The sequence below is a fragment of the Nocardia sp. GP40 genome (genome assembly GCF_050434125.1).
GTDB classification, from domain to species: domain Bacteria; phylum Actinomycetota; class Actinomycetes; order Mycobacteriales; family Mycobacteriaceae; genus Nocardia; species Nocardia albiluteola.
This window is the reverse complement of record NZ_JBNPVW010000002.1, coordinates 265,074-282,515: the sequence shown is the minus strand read 5'-3', so window position 1 is coordinate 282,515 and position 17,442 is coordinate 265,074. Positions and strand designations below refer to the sequence as shown.

Genomic DNA, 17,442 nt, shown 5'->3' with positions numbered 1-17,442 from the left:
GCGGCCGCGTCGATGGCCTCAGGTCAGCGTCGTGTCGCCCAGTGATTCGGACAGCGTGCGCAGCAGCCCGACAAGCTGACTGCGATCCTCCGGTGAGAGGGCGGCCAGCAGCCGCTCCTCGTTGTCCATGTGCGCCGCAAGCAGATCGTCCACCCTGTCCCGTCCGGCCGGGGTGAGCTGAACCCGGACCGAGCGGCGGTCGTCGGGATCGGGGGTGCGCTGGACCAGGCCCTTCGCGGTGAGGCGGTCGACACGGTTGGTGATCGCTCCCGAGGTGATCATCGCCGCCCGGTTCAGCTGGCCCGCGGTCAGGCCCTGCTCACTGCCGGAGCGGCGGAGCGTGGCGAGCACGTCGAACTCCCAGCGCTCGAGGCCGTGCGCGACGAAGAACTTCTGCAGCTCGCGGTCGAGTATGCGGCCCAGGCGGGTGAGCCGTCCGACGACGGCCATCGGGTCGGTGTCGACATCCGGCCGCTCGCGGGCCCAAGCGGCCGTGATCAGGTCTACCGCGTCACCCATCGGCATTCCTCTGCATGGAAAGAATCTTAACGTTGACCTACTTGGAATACCCCGGCCCGCCGTCGTGTTATTTCAACGTTGAGATAATGAACATGGAGACAAGATGTCGAACACTCGTATCGGACCCACGGCCACCGCGCTGCCCTCGCGCTCACGGCGCTTCCGCCGCTGGTGTGGGGCTCGACCTACGCGATCACCACCGAATTCCTGCCCCCCGACCGACCGATGTTCACCGCCCTGATGCGGGCGCTGCCCGCGGGTCTGGCGCTGCTGGCCATCACGCGGGTGCTGCCGCGCGGCCAATGGATCTGGCGCGCGGCCCTGCTCGGCACGCTCAATATCGGCGCCTTCTTCCCGCTGCTGTTCCTGGCCGCCTACCGGCTGCCCGGCGGTGTCGCCGCGGTGCTCTCGGCGGCGGGCCCGCTGTTCGCGCAGGGCTTCGCCGCGCTGTTCCTGTCCGAGCGGCCGACCGCGCGCAAGCTGATTGCCGGTGTCGTCGGCATCCTGGGCGTCGCGCTGGTCGTGCTGCGGGCCGGGGCCGCGCTGGACCCGATCGGAGTGCTGGCCGGAATCGTCGGTGCCGCACTGATGTCCGCGGGCACCGTGCTGACCAAGCGCTGGGGACGGCCCGAGGGTGTCGGCCCGCTGGCGCTGACCGGCTGGCAGCTCACCGCCGGCGGCCTGCTGCTGGTGCCGCTCGCCCTGATCATCGAGGGCGCGCCGCCCGCGCTGGACGCCCGCAACATCGGCGGCTACCTCTACCTGGGCGTGATCGGAACGGCTGCGGCATACGGGATCTGGTTCCGGGGCCTGTCGCGGTTGCCCGCCACCTCGGTCGCATTCCTGACGCTGCTGAGCCCGCTGTCGGCGGCCGTGATCGGCTGGGTCGCGCTCGGCCAGAGCCTGTCGCCGCTGCAGGTGGCGGGCATCGCGATCGCGCTGGGCGGAACGCTGATGGGGCAGATCGGCGCCGGGAAGCAACAGGCGGCGCAGGCTCCCCGGAAGGGCGGCAATGATGTTGTGGCGCAGGATGTTCCGGAGCACCAGGAGGTGGCTGCAGAGGATCGTGAAGCGGCGGAGCGGGCCGGCCGGGAGTACGGCGCGACTGTCGGAGAAGGACCGCTGTGAATCGTAGCGGGCCGGTGGCGGGACAACGTCTCCGAACGGTGCAGTGATCGCCGGAATGCTGGATCCGTCGTCCGGGCGTGATTCAGCGCCGGACCGATGCGGTGGACGGCACCTCTCGGTTCGGTGATCCCGTACAGCCCCGGCGCATCCGCCAGGGTTGGTTCAACAGTTACAGGAGTTGAAAAGTTATGCACATCACCGTGTTTGGCGCCGCCGGAGCGGTCGGAAGCCGGGTCGTGACCGAGGCGTTGTCGCGGGGGCATCGCATCACCGCCGTCTCCCGCGATGCGGACCGGCTGCGCGGGCTGCCCGCGGAGGTCGAGGTGCGGGCGGGTGACGCGACCGATCCCGGCGTGGTGTCGGAGCTGAGTTCCAGGCGGGACCTGGTCATCAGCGCGACGCGGCCGGTCGTCGGGCGCGAGCGCGAACTGGTCGACGTGGCGGTGGGGTTGCTGGCGGGGCTCGCGTCCGCCGAGGTCCGGCTGCTGGTCGTCGGGGGTGCGGGCAATCTGATCGTGCCCGGGGAGGGCAGGACCGTGATGGAGATGCCCGGGTTCCCCGATGATCTGATGCCGATCGCGTCGGCGTGCGATGCGCAGTGGCGCGAATTCCACGCGCACGGCGACGGTCCCGTCGACTGGACCTACCTGAGCCCGCCCGCCCTGCTCGAGCCCGGCGAACGGCGCGGGGTCTATCGGATCGGCTCCGATGAGCTGCTCAGCGATGCGGACGGGAACTCGTTCATCTCCATGGAGGACTTCGCCGTCGCGCTGCTCGATGAGGCTGAGCGGCCCAAGCACCATCGCACGCGATTCACCGTCGGATACTGACCGTTGCTCCGCGGAGATTCCGTCTTGACATTGACGTAACGTCAACTTGCATGCTGGTTTCATCGACGTGATCAGGGAGGTTGCGGTGGTACAGGGCGAATGGTCGATCCAGGACCTGGCCCGGGCGGCCGGGACCACCAGCCGGACACTGCGCCACTACGGCGAGCTCGGGCTGCTACCGCCCAGCCGGGTCGGGGCCAACGGTTACCGGTACTACGACCAGGGCTCGCTCGTGCGGCTGCAGCGCATTCTGCTGCTGCGCGAGCTCGGCCTCGGCCTGCCGGTCATCGCCGAAGTTCTTGCGGGAGAGCAGGATACGGCGGCCGCATTGCGCACGCATCTGGAATTGCTGCGGCAGCAGCAGGATCGGATCGCGCGCCAGATCGCGTCGGTGCACACCACATTGCGCAAGACGGAAGCAGGTGAGCCACTCATGGCTTCGGAAACATTCGACGGCTTCGATCACACCCGGTACAAGGACGAGGTGATCGAACGCTGGGGCAGGGAGGCGTACGAGAGCGGTGACCGCTGGTGGCGCTCGATCAGCGAGGCCGACAAGCAGGCGCTCCAGCAGACCCACCTGGATATCGCCGCCGACTACGGCCGCGCCCACACGGCCGGCCTGGCGCCGGGCGCCGAGGAGGTGCAGGCCGTCGTCCAGCGTCACTACGACTGGATCGCGATCGGCTGGCAGGGCAAGCGCCCGGACGCCTGCGCCTTCACCGGCCTCGGCGACATGTATGTCGCGGACCCGCGTTTCGCGGCGAACTACGACAAGCACGGCGCGGGTACGGCCGAGTTCGTGCGCGACGCCATGCGGGTCTACGCGGAGTCCCACCTGAAATAGGAGGCTCACGGAAATGCAGGTATGCCCGCACACCCTGGTGTGCGGGCATGCCTGCTTCATCGACCGACTTACGGGCCGAGTGATCAGCTGTCCGTGCGTGTTCGTCGAAACGGTGTCCGAGGAATGACGGCGGATCGGCCGGCGCTCGAGGCTGGACCGATGGACAGACGGGTCGGTCGGCTTTCACATCGCCCGGGCCGGGCGTCGCGCGGTACAGTTCGCTCAGCACAGGGGGAGGACCCGGGGAACACCACTCGCAGGCCAGCCGGATTCGCAACCCGACGACCACCCGTTGGGTGGGCAGCCGAGTGAGAAGGACACGTCATGAGCTACCCGTACGGCCAGCCCGGCTACGGCGGCGGGAATCCGCAGCAGCCGTATGGTCAGCAGCCCGGCTATCCGCAGCAGCCGGGATATCCCCAGCAACCGAGTTATCCACAACAGCCCGGTTATCCACAGCAGCAGTCGGGTTTCGCGCAGCAGCCGGGGTCGCCCCAGCAACCGGGATATCCGCAGCCGTCCGGTTTTCCCCAGCAGCAGCCGGGTTTTCCCCAGCAGCCGGGATTTCCGCAACCCGGTAGCGCGCAACAGGCTGCCAGCGGCGGCACCGCGATCACCGCGAGCCTGCTAGCGATCGTCATGGCGCTCATCGGGATCGGCCTGATCGTTTTCACGATCCACGAGCTGAGCGTCGCTCAGGAGAATCTGGATGCCATCAAGAGCCAGCTCAGTTCGCTGGATTCGCAGAATGGCGGCACCGGGGTGTCGATGCCGCAGCAGAGCGTCGCCTCCGGCGGCTACTACTTCGGTGCGGTGGTCGAGGGCCTGTTCGCCCTGCTGTACATCCTCGCCGGCATCCTGCTGCTGAATCACAAGAACGCCGGCCGCATCATGCTGGTCATCCTGTCCGGCTTCGGCGCCTTCGGTGGCCTGATCGGGGCGATCGTGGGAATCGCCTCGGGCGTGGCCCTGTCCGCCGTCTTCGCCATCCCGGGCCTGCTGATCGCGGGCCTGATGCTCTTCCTGACCCTCTCCGGCTCCACCCGGCGCTGGTGCGAGGTCGGCCGTGCGCCCCAATTCCCGCAGCCGGCCTACGGCCAGCAGCCCCCGCGGCCGTTCTGATCGAAGGCCGAAAATTTCCGGCGCACAATGACATTCACCTCGGCGGCCGCATCGCAACGATGCGGCCGCCGAGGAAAATTCCGGCTACGCAGGCTATCCGCCGCAGGGATACGGTCAGCCGAGCTTTCCGCAGCCCGGGTATCCGGCGAAGAAGCCTGGTGGCGGCACCGCGATCACCGCTGGAATCCTTGCGGCGGTGCAGGGCCTGCTGTGCCTTGTCGAGACTGTCGTAGGAACAATGTCGTTGCACAACGCCTAAGGTCCACGGTGAGTCATCCGATGCATTCGGCATCATCATGCTGATTATCTTGGCGACTCTTGCCGCGGGGTACCTCCCAGGCGCGGTCCTGTTGTTCTGCCGTCGACGAGTCGGACAGTTCCTAATCATTGCCACGAGCGGCCTGTTCATTGTGGGGGGTTTGATCGGAATGGCCTATGGGACCGCGGTCTACGGGCTGGATGGGGCGGATTTCGGCGCGACGCTTATCGGGGTATCGATCGTGTTCGTCCTGGAACTGCTCACCCTCTGTATGGCGGCGATGAGCTCGACCGGCCGATGGATCGAGGCCCGTGAAGCCCGGGCGTACGCCGCCGCGGCGATGTACGCCCCTCAACTCCAATACCCTTACTACGGCCAGTAATTCACACCGCGCACATCGACTGCATCACCCCGCGCACGATCGGCGCCCCGTAGTACTCGGGCGCGAACGCGAGGGTCTCGGCAATCCCGAGCGGGGTGAGAACCGTCGATGCCACGCCGGTCCACCCCGCGACGACGCTGGCGCCGCTGAGCAGCAGGCTGGTGGTGTCGAGCACAACGGTGGTGAGGTCGAACGCGTTCTCCACCGTCGTATCCGACAGGGGAACGGTGTCCAGCGCCTTGCCCTCGTAGATGTCGAACCCCAGGTTGGCCAGGAAGGTGACGGGGCCGTAGTCCAGGTAGTCCACGATCGGGCCGAGTTGATCGGTCTTGCGCAGCAGCGCGGCCTTGGCAATGCGGTTGTCGCGCAGGAATTCCTGCACTCCGGCCGCGGTGCTGTTCACCGCGGCGTGGTCGATCTGCAGATCGGTGTGCTCGAGGAAGGCGCGGGCGCGCTCGACCACCGTGCTCGTGGTCAGATCGGAGACCGGGGTGCATTTCGGGCCCGCGAGGACCAGTTGCCGGGCGAGATCGGCGATCGGCCCGGGCACCGCGATGTGCTCGTCGGGGAAGTCCGCGCCGTCCAGATGCAGCCGCTGATAGCTGCCGGGCGCCAGGCAGGTGGCGCGGATCTGCGCCTGCACCCGGCGGGCGAGCCACTGCACACCGCTGAACGCGGCACTGACGATGAAGCTGAGGAAGAAGCCCGCGGTGGGCACCAGCCCGGACAGGATCGCGGCGGGGATCTTCACGATCCGGTTCGCGAGGATGAACACCTCGATGACGTCGTTCACGGTGAGCCGCGACACCGACATCGTGTGGTCGAGGCGCCCGGTGCGGATGGCGTCGAGGCCGTTGACCACATAGGTGACGATCGGATCGTCGAGCTGTCCGAGCCGCCCGGGGCGCTGCGTCGGGTCGGTCGGGAGCCCGTCGCGGTGCACCCGCACGGCGGCGATGGTGCGGCGGAAATCCTGCACCTGCCGGTCGTAGGAGACCAGCTGGTCGGCGGGAATCACGGTACGCACCGCGGAGGCGGCCTCGGTGACGACGTCGTCGACGGTGGGTGCGCCGTGGGCGCACGTCCCGGTGCCATCGGCCACCGGGACGGCGCCGAGCGTGCCGAGGTCGTCGGCGTGTGCGACCGCGGGGGCCAGCAGGCCGGCGCCGAGCGCCGCCGACAGGGTCAGCGCGCACAGGAGTGGGGTCGGGGAGCCAGGGATCCGCATATGAGAGGTCTTCCGGTCGAACTGTCGGATCGCGGCGACGCTGCCACGGAGTGATGTCACAGAAATAAACTGGTCGTACGTTCAAATCGATGACATATCAGTTCGGTGTCCGGTTGGATCCGGCTTCGGCAACTGCGTGCGAAATTCTGGTGGCCGGGACCGAAAATTCCCCCGTCGCGGCGCTTGCGGCGGCCCAGTACGCGACTCCACCGGGCACTCGCGCGGACTTCCGATACGCTGGGCACCCGTGACCGTCGCATCTCCCTTCGATCTCATCATTGTCGGCTCCGGATTCTTCGGACTGACCATCGCCGAACGGGCCGCCTCCCAGTTAGGTAAGCGGGTGTTGGTCGTCGAACGGCGCTACCACCTGGGCGGCAACGCATACTCCGAGGCCGATCCGGAAACCGGTATCGAGGTGCACAAATACGGTGCGCACCTGTTCCACACCTCGAACAAGCGGGTCTGGGACTACGTCAACCAGTTCACCGAGTTCACCGGCTACCAGCATCGGGTGTTCGCGATGCACAAGGGCCAGGCGTACCAGTTCCCGATGGGCCTGGGCCTGCTGTCGCAGTTCTTCGGCCGCTACTTCACCCCCGACGAGGCCCGCGCGCTGATCGCCGAGCAGTCCGCGGAGGTCGACTCCAAGGATGTCTCCAACCTCGAGGAGAAGGCCGTCTCGCTGATCGGCCGCCCGCTCTACGAGGCGTTCATCCGTGATTACACGGCCAAGCAGTGGCAGACCGATCCGAAGGAACTGTCCGAGGGCATCATCACCCGCCTGCCCGTGCGCTACACCTTCGACAACCGCTACTTCAACGACGCCTACGAGGGCCTGCCGCGCAACGGCTATACCGCGTGGCTGGAGAAGATGGCTGAATCCGAGCTCATCGAGGTCCGGCTGAACACCGACTGGTTCGAGGTGCGCGAGGAGATCCGTGCCCAGAGCCCGGACGCCCCGGTCGTGTACACCGGCCCGCTGGACCGCTATTTCGACTACAGCGCGGGCGAACTGGGCTGGCGCACCATCGATCTCGAGACCGAGGTGCTGAACACCGGTGATTTCCAGGGCACCTCGGTGATGAACTACAACGACGGGGACGTGCCCTTCACCCGCATCATCGAGCCGCGCCACTTCCACCCCGAGCGCGACTATCCGGGCGACAGGACGGTGATCCAGCGCGAGTACTCCCGCTTCGCGCAGACCGGTGACGAGCCGTACTACCCGATCAACAGCACCGAGAACCGCGAGAAGCTGGTCGCCTACCGCGAGCTCGCCAAGAACGAGACCGCCACGGCCAAGGTGCTTTTCGGCGGTCGGCTGGGCACCTATCAGTATCTCGATATGCACATGGCCATCGGCTCTGCGCTGAGCATGTTCGACAACACGCTGCGCCCCCACCTCGAATCCGGCGCCCCGCTGGCCGCCGCGGACGAGTGAGCCCGAAACATCTTCCGCAGGAAGTGATATGACCGCACAAGTGACGTTGGAACATACCGCGACCCCCACCCGCGCGATCTCGCTGCTGCAGCGGATCATCCTGCCGCGGCCGGGTGAGCCGCTCGACGTGCGCAAGCTGTACCTCGAGGAGTCCGAGACCAACTCCCGGCGCGCACACGCGATCTCGCGCACCTCGCTGTCGATCGGCGCCGAGTCCGAGGTGTCGTTCTGCACCTACTTCAACGCCGTGCCCGCCAGCTATTGGCGGCGCTGGAGCGTACTGAACTCGGTGGTGCTGCGGCTGGAGCTGTCCGGCCACGGCCGGGTGGACGTGTACCGCTCCAAGGCGGACGGCTCGCGAATCCACGTGCAGGGCCGCGAATTCGGAACCGGTTCGCTGGATTCCGCCGAGCTGACCGCGGAGCTCGCGGAGATGACCACGACAGCAGTGGAATTCGAGGTGGAGCTGGCACCGTTCGAGGACGGCGGCTGGATCTGGTTCGACATCACCACCGATTCGGCGGTGCAGTTGCATCGCGGCGGCTGGTACGCGCCGATCGAGGCGCCGGGCGCGGGCAGCATCGCGGTCGGCATGCCGACCTTCAATCGCCCCGGCGACGCGGTGAAAACCATTGCGGCCCTTGGCTCGGATCCGCTGGTGCTGGAGAAGATCCAGGCGGTGATCATTCCCGACCAGGGCACCCGCAAGGTGGTGGACGAGCCCGGCTTCGCCGAGGCCGCCGCGCCGCTGGGCGATCGCCTGGCCATCCACGACCAGCCCAACCTGGGCGGTTCGGGCGGCTACAGCCGTGTGATGTACGAGGCGTTGAAGACCACCGACGCCGAGTACATCGTCTACATGGACGACGACATCGAGATCGAGCCGGACTGCATTCTGCGCGCGCTGGCCTTCTCGCGCTTCGCCCGTTCGCCGATCCTGACCGGTGGGCAGATGCTCAACCTGCAGGAGCGCTCGCACCTGCACGTCATGGGCGAGGTGGTGGACCGCTCGATCTTCATGTGGACCGCCGCCCCGAACGTCGAGTACGACCACGACTTCGCCAAGAACCCGCTGCGCGACCGCGATAACTCCAAGCTGTTGCACCGCCGCATCGATGTGGACTTCAACGGCTGGTGGACCTGCGTCATCCCGCGCACCGTCGCGCAGGAGCTCGGCCAGCCGCTGCCGCTGTTCCTCAAGTGGGACGATGCCGAATACGGTTTGCGCGCAAGGGAACACGGCTACCCGACGGTCACCCTGCCGGGTGCGGCGGTCTGGCACATGGCCTGGTCCGACAAGGACGACGCGATCGACTGGCAGGCCTACTTCCACCTGCGCAACCGCCTGGTCGTGGCGTCGCTGCACCTGCCGAACGACGGCCGGCCGATGGTCGTCAACACCATCAAGGCCACCCTGAAACACCTGCTGTGCCTGGAGTATTCGACGGTCGCCATCCAGAACGAGGCGATCCGCGACTATCTGGCGGGTCCGGACAAGCTGTTCGGCCTGCTGCCGACCGCGCTGGGCAAGGTGCACGCGATGCGCAAGCAGTTCCCGGACGCGGTGATCCTGCCCTCGTCCACCGAACTGCCGCTGGCCTCGCACGCCGAGGTCGGCGCGGTGGGCGAGCCGGGCAACCCGATCGCGAAGGTGGCGCGCCTGGGCAAGGGCATGCTGCACAACGTGCGCAAGGCCAACCCGAAGCACCACGAGATCCCGCAGCTGAACGTCCCCACCCTCGACGCGCGCTGGTTCCTGCTTTCGCAGGTCGACGGCGTCACCGTCACCACGGCCGACGGACGCGGCGTGGTCTACCGCAAGCGCGACCCGCGCCAGGCCCTGGCGCTGTTCAAGGAGGCGATGCGGCTGCGGCGGGAGCTGGCCGAGCGCTTCCCCGAGGTTCGCAAGCAGTATCGTGCCGCACACGCGAAGCTGACCAGCACCGCGGCCTGGGAGCAGGCCTTCGGGATCGCCCCGAGCACAGAGGAGACCAGGAAATGACAGCCACCGCCTCCGATGCGGCGGGCCACGCGCTCGGCCTGCACGTCGTGCCCGACCCGCAGGAGCGCTCGGCCGAGGTGAAAATCCTCAACGCCGTGCAGGGCACCATCGGCCGCGACCCGCGGGTGGTCGCCGCCGCGCGCGGGATGTCCCACTTCGGGGAGCACGCCCTGGGCTGGATGGCGATCGGCGCGCTGGGTGCGCTGGTCGACAAGCCACGGCGCCGGCAGTGGGCGGGCGTCGCGGTCGGCGCGTTCGGCTCGCACGCCGCGTCGGTCGTCATCAAGAGAATCGTCCGCCGCCCGCGCCCCCACGATCCGTCGGTGCAGGTCAACGTTTCTACGCCGAGCAAACTGAGTTTCCCGTCCTCGCACGCCACCTCGACCACGGCGGCGGCGGTGTTGCTCGGACGGCTGACCGGGCTACCCTTGCCTGCGGTGCTCGTGCCTCCGATGCTGCTCTCCCGGCTCGTCCTGGGAGTGCACTATCCCTCCGACGTGCTCGCCGGTTCTGCGCTGGGCGCCGCATCAGCCGCAGCAGTGCTAGCCGCCGAAAAGAGATTGAGTGAACGAGCGTAGCGAGAGAACCGACAACACAGCACCTCCGGGCACGGCGGAGCCGAGCGCCAGCGAGGTGGAGTAGTGACCGCACAGGAAAGAGCCCTCGCTGAAATGAGTGAAGAGCCGACCGGCACCGACCTCGACGACGCCGTCCTGAAGGGCCCGCCCAAGACACTGGTCGGGGGCCTGATCAAGACCATGCGGCCGCGTCAGTGGGTCAAGAACGTCCTGGTGCTGGCCGCGCCGCTGGCGGCGGGCAAGCTGCCCAACGGCACCTACGCGATCGCGGACGTGACCAGGGACTGGCACATCGGTATCGCCTTCGTGGTCTTCTGCATGGCGGCCTCGGGCATCTATCTGATCAACGACGCCAAGGACGTGGAGGCGGACCGGGCGCACCCGACCAAGCGCTACCGCCCCATCGCCGCGGGTATCGTGCCGGTGAATCTGGCCTATGCGCTGTCGGTCGTGCTGCTGATCGGCTCGATCGCGGGCTCGTTCCTGGCGGCCTGGCAGCTGGCCATCACCATGGCGGTCTACATCGGCATCCAGCTGGCCTACTGCTTCGGGCTCAAGCACCAGGCGGTGCTGGATATCTGCATCGTGTCCTCGGGCTTCCTGCTGCGCGCGGTGGCCGGCGGTGCGGCGGCGAATATCACGCTGTCCCAGTGGTTCCTGCTGATCATGGCGGTCGGCTCGCTGTTCATGGCGGCGGGCAAGCGCTACGCCGAACTGAAGATCGCCATGGACACAGGCGCGAAGATCCGCCGGTCGCTGCAGTACTACACGCCCACCTACCTGCGCTTCGTCTGGACGCTGTCGGCCACCGCGATGGTGGTGTTCTACGGCCTGTGGGCGTTCGAAACCGATCACAAGCACACCCAGTGGTTCGCCATCTCGATGATTCCGTTTACCATCGCAGTCCTGCGCTATGCGGTCGACGTCGATGGTGGCGAGGCCGGTGAACCGGAAGAGATCGCGCTGGGTGACCGCGTTTTGCAGTTCCTGGCCATCGCCTGGATCGGAGCGGTAGTTGTCGCTGTCTATCTCACCTGACGAGATGCTGGCAGACGGGGGAGAGCGGGAGGGTGCGGAGGTATCGGGCGATACGCCCGAGCGCGCCCGACTACGAGATCCCGCCCAGCGCTTCGCGCTGGCCTCCCGAGCCGTACTCGCCGGTGGGATCGTCGCGACGATCGTCACCTTCGCCTGCGGCGCCTGGGCGCGCCGCTGGATAGCCGACGACGGCTTGATCGTGTTGCGCACGGTGCGCAACCTGATGGCCGGAAACGGCCCGGTCTTCAACGCGGGTGAGCGGGTGGAGACCAACACCAGCGCCGCGTGGACCTACGTGATCTGGTTCTTCGGCTGGATCACCCACGCCAGGCTCGAGTACGTGAGTCTGTTTACCGCGTTGGCGCTTTCGCTGCTGGCGGTGCTGTTCGCCATGCTCGGCGCGGCGCGGCTGTGGGGCGGCGCGACCGCCCAGCTGCTGCTGCCCGCGGGCGCGATCGTCTATATCGCGGTGCCCCCGGCGCGCGACTTCGCCACCTCCGGCCTGGAGAACTGCCTGGTCATCTTCTGGCTGGGCGTGTTGTGGTACCTGCTGATTCGCTGGAGCCAGGCCGAAAGGGCGCGGCTGGCACTGCTTTTCGGGCTGGTGTTCTGGGCCGGGCTGTGCTGGGTGGTGCGCCCGGAGATGACCATGCTGGGCGGGCTGGCGCTGGGGCTGGTGTTCCTCGCCCCGATGCCGGCCTCCCGGGTGGGGCCGATCGTGTTGCGCGCGTGCACCGTTGTGGTCGGGGGCGCGGTTCCGCTGGGTTATCAGATCTGGCGGATGGGCTACTACGGCCTGCTGGTCCCCAATACCGCGATCGCCAAGGAGGCCAGCGGCAACAAGTGGGGCCAGGGTTTCAAGTACGTCTGGGACCTGACCGGGCCGTACTACCTGTGGGCGCCGCTGCTGATGCTGACGGTGGTCGCGGTGCCGCTCGTGCGGTCGCGGCGGGCCGAAAGTGCGCTGCCGCAGCCGGAAATCGTGCCGGCGAAGGCCGACGACGCTGCGGCGCAGTCGGATGCGTCCGGCGCGGGGTCGCGCAACGCCGTGGCACGCGGGCTCGCACGGATCCTGGGGCTGCGCCACCAGCTGCGGACCCCGCGCGCGGTCGTCGTGCTGATACTCGTCGGCGCGCTGCTGGACATCGTCTTCGAGCTGAAGGTCGGCGGCGATTTCATGCACGGCCGGCAACTGCTGCCCGCGCTCTACATGCTGATGCTGCCGGTGTCGGTGCTGCCGGTCTGGCGGTTCGGCACGGTCGGGCAGGCCCGCGCGGGCCTGACGAGCGCGGCCTGGGCGCTGGCGCTTCCGGTGCTGTGGCTGGCCATGATCGGCTGGGCGCTGGTCGCGGCGAACACCACCGGCAACAAGGCCGGTGGCGGGGTCAGCGCGGACGGCATCGTCGACGAGCGCATCTTCTACGTCTTGAACGGCGGCCACGACCATCCGATCCTGGCCGAGGACTACCTCGACTATCCGCGGATGCGGGCGATGGTCCAGGACATCGAGGGCTCCCCGAACGGCGGCGTGCTGCTGAACTCCCCCTCGTTCACGTTCTGGTACATCGCCCCGCCACCGCTGCCGATCCCGGCGGGCGGATACCCGCACGCGGTCTACTTCCTGAACCTCGGCATGACCAGCATGAATGTGCCGCTGGACGTGAAGGTCATCGATCAGGAGGGGTTGGCGTATCCGCTGGCCGCCCACACCGACCGCCTCGCCGACGGGCGCATCGGCCACGACAAGGACCTCTACCCGGACTGGGTGGTGGCCGACAGCGGCATGGTCGATCAGCATCCGTGGATGCCCTGGTACATGGACGAGCGCTGGGTCAGGCAGGCGCGCACCGCGATCGCCTGCCCGGAGACCCAGGCGATGCTCGCGTCCTCGCGGGGCCCGCTGACGTTCGACCGCTTCAAGCACAATCTGCTCCAGGCCTACGCCTTCACCAAGTACCGCACCGACCGCGTGCCCAAGTACGAGATCGAGCGCTGCCACCTGGTCGATCCGGCCCCGCCTCCGCCTCCGCCGGCGCTGGCCCCGCCCAAGTAGGGCCTGGGCCGGTGCTACCCCGGCTTGCTGTGACGTAGCTGTGTATTTTCGCCGACCAGCCCCCGGTCCCGCGTCGGATCGGGCAGGCTGGACCGGCCCGGAGTCGTGGTTGTCGCCGCACTTTCCGCAGGTCGCGGTTCCGGGTCGTGTGACGTGGTCGTTACCGGCTCTAAACTGCGTTTTCCGCCACTTCGTCTCATTTTGGTAACGTCCGGGTATCGTGCTCACGATAAGCTCAGCGAGTACTTCCGCCTCGGCGGTTGCGCATTTGGCGTACCCCGGGCGGCCCGCAAGGAGCGGCCGAGCCCGGCCGCACAACGAAAGGCCGAACAGAATATGCGAGGCGTGACTGTGCGTTGGGCGCAGGAAAGACGTCGGAGACGGTCGCTTCAGCAGGGTACGCAACGGCGGACCTGGATGAAGCGAACCGCGCTCGGAGTGGCGCTGGCGACCGTGCTGGGTATGTCGCTGGCCGAGGCCGGCGGGGCAACCGCCGCGTTCACCCCGACCGGATTCGACTTCTGGGTCAATTCCCCGGTGATGGGCCCGATCAAGTCGCGGATCTTCCGCGCTGCCGATGGCAACACCGACCGCGTGGTCTACGCGCTCGACGGCGAGCGCGCCGGTCTGGATCTGTCCGGGTGGGAGATCAATACCGACGTCGCCAACGCCCTGACCAGGGCGAACATCAATGTGGTCATGCCGATCGGCGGCCAGTCCAGCTTCTACATGGACTGGAACGCGCCGAGCGCCTTCCTGGGGATTCCGCCGCAGGCGGGCTCGTCGGGGTCGGCCTCGGGGTCGAACAGCCTGTCCGCGGCCACCGGTTCGTCCTCCGGATCGGGTGCGCTGCAGATCTTCGACCAGGGGCCGGGCAAGAGCTACCGGTACGACTGGGACACCTTCGTCCACCGCGACCTGCGCGATGCGCTGCACGACCGGCTGGGCTTCCGGAACAATCACAACGGCGCCTTCGGCCTGTCCATGGGCGGCAGCGCGGCCCTCACGCTGGCGGCGCACCATCCGGATCAGTTCAATTACGCCGGAGCGTTCTCGGGCTACCTGAACATCTCCGCACCCGGCATGCGCGAGGCGCTGCGCGTGGCGATGATCGACGCCGGCGGATACAACATCGACTCGATGGCGCCGCCGTGGAGCGCGAAGTGGTACTACATGGACCCGTTCGTCTTCGCGCCGATGCTCAAGGCCAACAACACCCGGCTCTGGGTCGCCGCGGCCAGCGGCCTGCCCGGCGCGGGCGATGTGAACAACGCGATGGATGTCATCCAGGGTTCGCCGCTCGAGACGCTGGCGCTGGCCAACACCCGGGCCTTCCAGCTGCGGATGCTGAGCCTGGGCGCGGGCAACGCCATCTATGACTTCCCGGCGTTCGGCGTGCACAACTGGCACAACTGGGAGGCCGAGGTCGACAAGATGATCCCGGACCTCTCGGCGCACATCGGCTGATCGTCCCGGCGATCGCCGGCAGCGCGAAAACCCGCAGTGATTCTCGTCACTGCGGGTTTTTGCTGCAAATTCGCTGCTGTTATCGAGACACGGCCTCCGACTTGCCGGTGTCGCTGATCACTCTTCGGGATAATTCGGGAGTTGAATAACCCCGGTGCCGGTCCGCAGGGTTAGTGCGGGCCGGGTGTCCGAGCGAAAGGCGATGCCCGATGCGAGTTGCGCCCAGTAAGCCAGACCCCGCTCGATCCGCTCGCCCCCGACCGGCCGCGGACCGGTTCGGTCGTCCCGGTCTTCCGAGGTGGCTGTGGCGCACGGCGGTGGCCGTGGTGCTGACCGTGGCCCTGCCGCTCGGTGTCGCGGTGTTCGGCGACGTCGCTCCCACCCGCGCGGCCTTCGATCCGCGGGCCTTCGACTTCTGGGTGACCAACGCCGCGATGGGGCCGGTGAAGACCCGCATCCTGCGCGCCCGCGACGGCAACACCGACCGCGTCGTCTACGCCCTGGACGGCATGCGCGCCCGGCAGGACCTCAACGGCTGGGAGATCGAGACCAATGTGGCCGAGGTACTGGCCAATTGGAACATCAACGTGGTGATGCCCGTCGGCGGGCAGTCCAGCTTCTATGCCAACTGGAACGCGCCGAGCTCGTTCCTCGGCCTGCCGAAGACCAACTTCGGCTCGTCGACAGGATCGGGTGCGACGGAGACGTTCATGTCCGACCCCGGCAAGGACTACCGCTACGACTGGGAGACCTTCCTGACCCGGGACCTGCGCAACGCGCTGCACGACCGGCTGGGTTTCCGGGCCACCCGCAACGGCGTCTTCGGCGTGTCCATGGGCGGTAGCGCGGCGCTGACGCTGACCGCGTACCACCCGGACCAGTTCAGCTATGCCGGATCGTTCTCGGGGTACCTCAACGTCTCCGCGCCCGGCATGCGGGAGGCGATCCGGATGGCGATGATCGACGCGGGCGGCTACAACGTGGACTCCATGGCACCGCCCTGGGGGCCCGGGTGGTTGCGCATGGATCCGTTCGTCTTCGCGCCGCGGCTGGCTGCTGACAACACCCGGCTCTGGGTCGCCGCCGGCAGCGCCATGCCGGATAAGGCGGATATGGCCCCGCCGATCGGCGTCGCGGCCGAACGGGTGATCCTCGGTATGCCGCTGGAGTTCCTGGCGCTGCTGAATACCCGCTCGTTCCAGGTCCGGATGGACACCCTCGGCGCGCGGAACGTGGTCTACTCGTTCCCCAACTACGGGATCCACGACTGGATCAACTGGAGCAACGAGGCGTATCGGATGATTCCGGACATGTCGCGCAATATCGGCTGACATATTGCCGCCGCGGCGACGCGATGAGTTGTTGCCCAAGGGAAGCTCAGCGTCGAAAAGTGCTGTCGGCAAGGCGAGTTGACGGGCCCGGGGATTTCGGGAAATCCCAGGCTCCCTCGCGTGTGGCAGCGATAACTGCCGGACACGATCGACGAAAGTATCGGTGAATACCGAGGTTTCGGCGGTGGGCGGAGTCGGGCGTCATGCATTCGGATCGCGGTCAGCGCTGGCCGCGCGGGCGAAAGGTCTGTTCGATGCGGTCTGGATCGGTATGCGGAGCGATTGCCGAAGGCGGCGGTCCGGCCCGCCGCGGTCGCCGGCTTTCCCGGCTCGGTCGCGCGGTAGCTGTTGCGGCGCTGGCGGTGGTGCTGCCGCTTTCCGCTGCGGTGAGTGCGCCCCCGGCCGTGGCCAAGTACAACCCGGCCGGATTCGATTTCTGGGTCGACTCCGGCATGGGCCCGATCAAATCCAGGATTTTTCGCGCCGGCTCGGCTGCACTTCAATCCGCACGGAAACGGTGTGTTCGGACTGTCGATGGGCGGCGGTTCCGCATTGATGCCGGCCGCCTATCACCCGGACCAGTTCCGTTATGCCGCCTCCTAATTCGGGCTATCTGAACACCATGGGGCCGGGGATGCCGGCGAGGCTGCGCGCGGCAATGCTCGAGGCGGGCGGATTCAATATCGACGCCATGTGGGGCCCGGCCGGGGGGCCGCGCTGGCAGCGCGACAATCCCACGGAGTTCGCCGGGCTGCTGCACGCCCACGGCACCGGGTTGTGGATATCCACCGGTAACGGAAGCCCCGGCCCGCACGACGCGGTGGCCGGCCCGGAGGACGCCCACCATCTGACGAATTCGGAGGTGCTGGAGGCGATTTCGCTGTCCAGCACCCGCGTCTTCCAGGCCCGGTGGGACGGTTTCGGTCCGGGTAACGCGGTATTCGACTATCGGCCCGCCGGTGTGCACAACAGGCCCTACTGGACCGACGAGGTCTACAAGATGCTGCCGCACATGAATATGAACATCGGGTAGCAATTGCCGTGAAAGCCCGGTTGTGGGAAGGGTTCCCGCGACATAACCGGCCGGACGCGATAGGGTCACTACACGATTACGAAAGGTGCTCGGGCGGATTTCGGACACGTGTACGCTCCCGTCTTGCTAACGGTGGACGGGTCGAATATGGTCCAGCGAGCGCAAGTGTGACCAACTTCGT

Annotated in this window: 16 protein-coding genes and 1 pseudogene; 15 read left to right on the top strand and 2 right to left on the bottom strand. The window is 67.5% G+C overall.

Annotated features, from left to right (window positions below; all coding sequences use genetic code 11):
• Positions 1-18: 18 nt before the first annotated feature.
• Positions 19-519, bottom strand: a complete 501-nt coding sequence (locus ABH933_RS05830; protein ID WP_429418257.1) for a MarR family winged helix-turn-helix transcriptional regulator — start codon at positions 517-519, stop codon at positions 19-21.
• Between the two features lie 159 nt (positions 520-678).
• On the opposite strand from ABH933_RS05830, the pseudogene ABH933_RS05825 reads away from it, so the two are divergent.
• The 6 genes and pseudogenes from ABH933_RS05825 to ABH933_RS05800 form a co-directional block, all read left to right on the top strand.
• A pseudogene (locus tag ABH933_RS05825) lies at positions 679-1,032 on the top strand (EamA family transporter); the annotation flags it as partial.
• 9 nt (positions 1,033-1,041) lie between these two features.
• Positions 1,042-1,647 (top strand): EamA family transporter, encoded by a 606-nt coding sequence (locus tag ABH933_RS05820; protein ID WP_429419184.1) that lies wholly within the window; start codon positions 1,042-1,044, stop codon positions 1,645-1,647.
• A 188-nt stretch (positions 1,648-1,835) separates the two neighbouring features.
• The gene (locus ABH933_RS05815) at positions 1,836-2,477 is read left to right on the top strand and encodes an NAD(P)-dependent oxidoreductase (RefSeq protein ID WP_429418255.1); all 642 of its coding nucleotides are present in this window, start codon (positions 1,836-1,838) and stop codon (positions 2,475-2,477) included.
• A gap of 85 nt (positions 2,478-2,562) precedes the next feature.
• Positions 2,563-3,324: a MerR family transcriptional regulator gene (locus tag ABH933_RS05810; protein WP_429418253.1), complete on the top strand. Its 762-nt coding sequence runs from the start codon at positions 2,563-2,565 to the stop codon at positions 3,322-3,324.
• Positions 3,325-3,648: 324 nt separating this feature from the next.
• Complete coding sequence (locus tag ABH933_RS05805) at positions 3,649-4,446, top strand: hypothetical protein (protein WP_429418251.1); 798 nt, start codon at positions 3,649-3,651, stop codon at positions 4,444-4,446.
• 428 nt (positions 4,447-4,874) lie between these two features.
• Positions 4,875-5,087, top strand: a complete 213-nt coding sequence (locus tag ABH933_RS05800) for a hypothetical protein (RefSeq protein WP_429418249.1) — start codon at positions 4,875-4,877, stop codon at positions 5,085-5,087.
• Between the two features lies 1 nt (position 5,088).
• On the opposite strand, the gene ABH933_RS05795 is transcribed toward ABH933_RS05800, so the two are convergent.
• Positions 5,089-6,375: a hypothetical protein gene (locus tag ABH933_RS05795; protein WP_429418247.1), complete on the bottom strand. Its 1,287-nt coding sequence runs from the start codon at positions 6,373-6,375 to the stop codon at positions 5,089-5,091.
• A gap of 187 nt (positions 6,376-6,562) precedes the next feature.
• Between ABH933_RS05795 and glf the strand changes: the two genes are divergently transcribed.
• The 9 genes from glf (at position 6,563) to ABH933_RS05750 (ending at position 17,261) form a co-directional block, all read left to right on the top strand.
• On the top strand, positions 6,563-7,759 hold the full coding sequence (gene glf, locus ABH933_RS05790) for a UDP-galactopyranose mutase (protein ID WP_429418245.1): 1,197 nt from the start codon (positions 6,563-6,565) through the stop codon (positions 7,757-7,759).
• Between the two features lie 28 nt (positions 7,760-7,787).
• A complete protein-coding gene (locus ABH933_RS05785; RefSeq protein WP_429418243.1) occupies positions 7,788-9,761 on the top strand; it encodes a glycosyltransferase in 1,974 nt (657 codons plus the stop codon).
• On the top strand, positions 9,758-10,339 hold the full coding sequence (locus ABH933_RS05780; RefSeq protein WP_429418241.1) for a phosphatase PAP2 family protein: 582 nt from the start codon (positions 9,758-9,760) through the stop codon (positions 10,337-10,339). The genes ABH933_RS05785 and ABH933_RS05780 overlap by 4 nt, the downstream gene beginning before the upstream one ends.
• Before the next feature lie 93 nt (positions 10,340-10,432).
• The gene (locus tag ABH933_RS05775; RefSeq protein WP_429418239.1) at positions 10,433-11,377 is read left to right on the top strand and encodes a decaprenyl-phosphate phosphoribosyltransferase; all 945 of its coding nucleotides are present in this window, start codon (positions 10,433-10,435) and stop codon (positions 11,375-11,377) included.
• Positions 11,378-11,381: 4 nt separating this feature from the next.
• A complete protein-coding gene (gene zomB, locus ABH933_RS05770; protein WP_429418237.1) occupies positions 11,382-13,430 on the top strand; it encodes a flagellar motor control protein ZomB in 2,049 nt (682 codons plus the stop codon).
• 417 nt (positions 13,431-13,847) lie between these two features.
• On the top strand, positions 13,848-14,897 hold the full coding sequence (locus ABH933_RS05765; RefSeq protein ID WP_429418235.1) for an alpha/beta hydrolase: 1,050 nt from the start codon (positions 13,848-13,850) through the stop codon (positions 14,895-14,897).
• A gap of 317 nt (positions 14,898-15,214) precedes the next feature.
• A complete protein-coding gene (locus ABH933_RS05760; protein WP_429418233.1) occupies positions 15,215-16,228 on the top strand; it encodes an alpha/beta hydrolase in 1,014 nt (337 codons plus the stop codon).
• Positions 16,229-16,762: 534 nt separating this feature from the next.
• Positions 16,763-16,831: a hypothetical protein gene (locus tag ABH933_RS05755; protein ID WP_429419182.1), complete on the top strand. Its 69-nt coding sequence runs from the start codon at positions 16,763-16,765 to the stop codon at positions 16,829-16,831.
• The gene (locus tag ABH933_RS05750; protein ID WP_429418231.1) at positions 16,818-17,261 is read left to right on the top strand and encodes an alpha/beta hydrolase-fold protein; all 444 of its coding nucleotides are present in this window, start codon (positions 16,818-16,820) and stop codon (positions 17,259-17,261) included. The genes ABH933_RS05755 and ABH933_RS05750 overlap by 14 nt, the downstream gene beginning before the upstream one ends.
• The last annotated feature ends 181 nt before the right edge of the window (positions 17,262-17,442 follow it).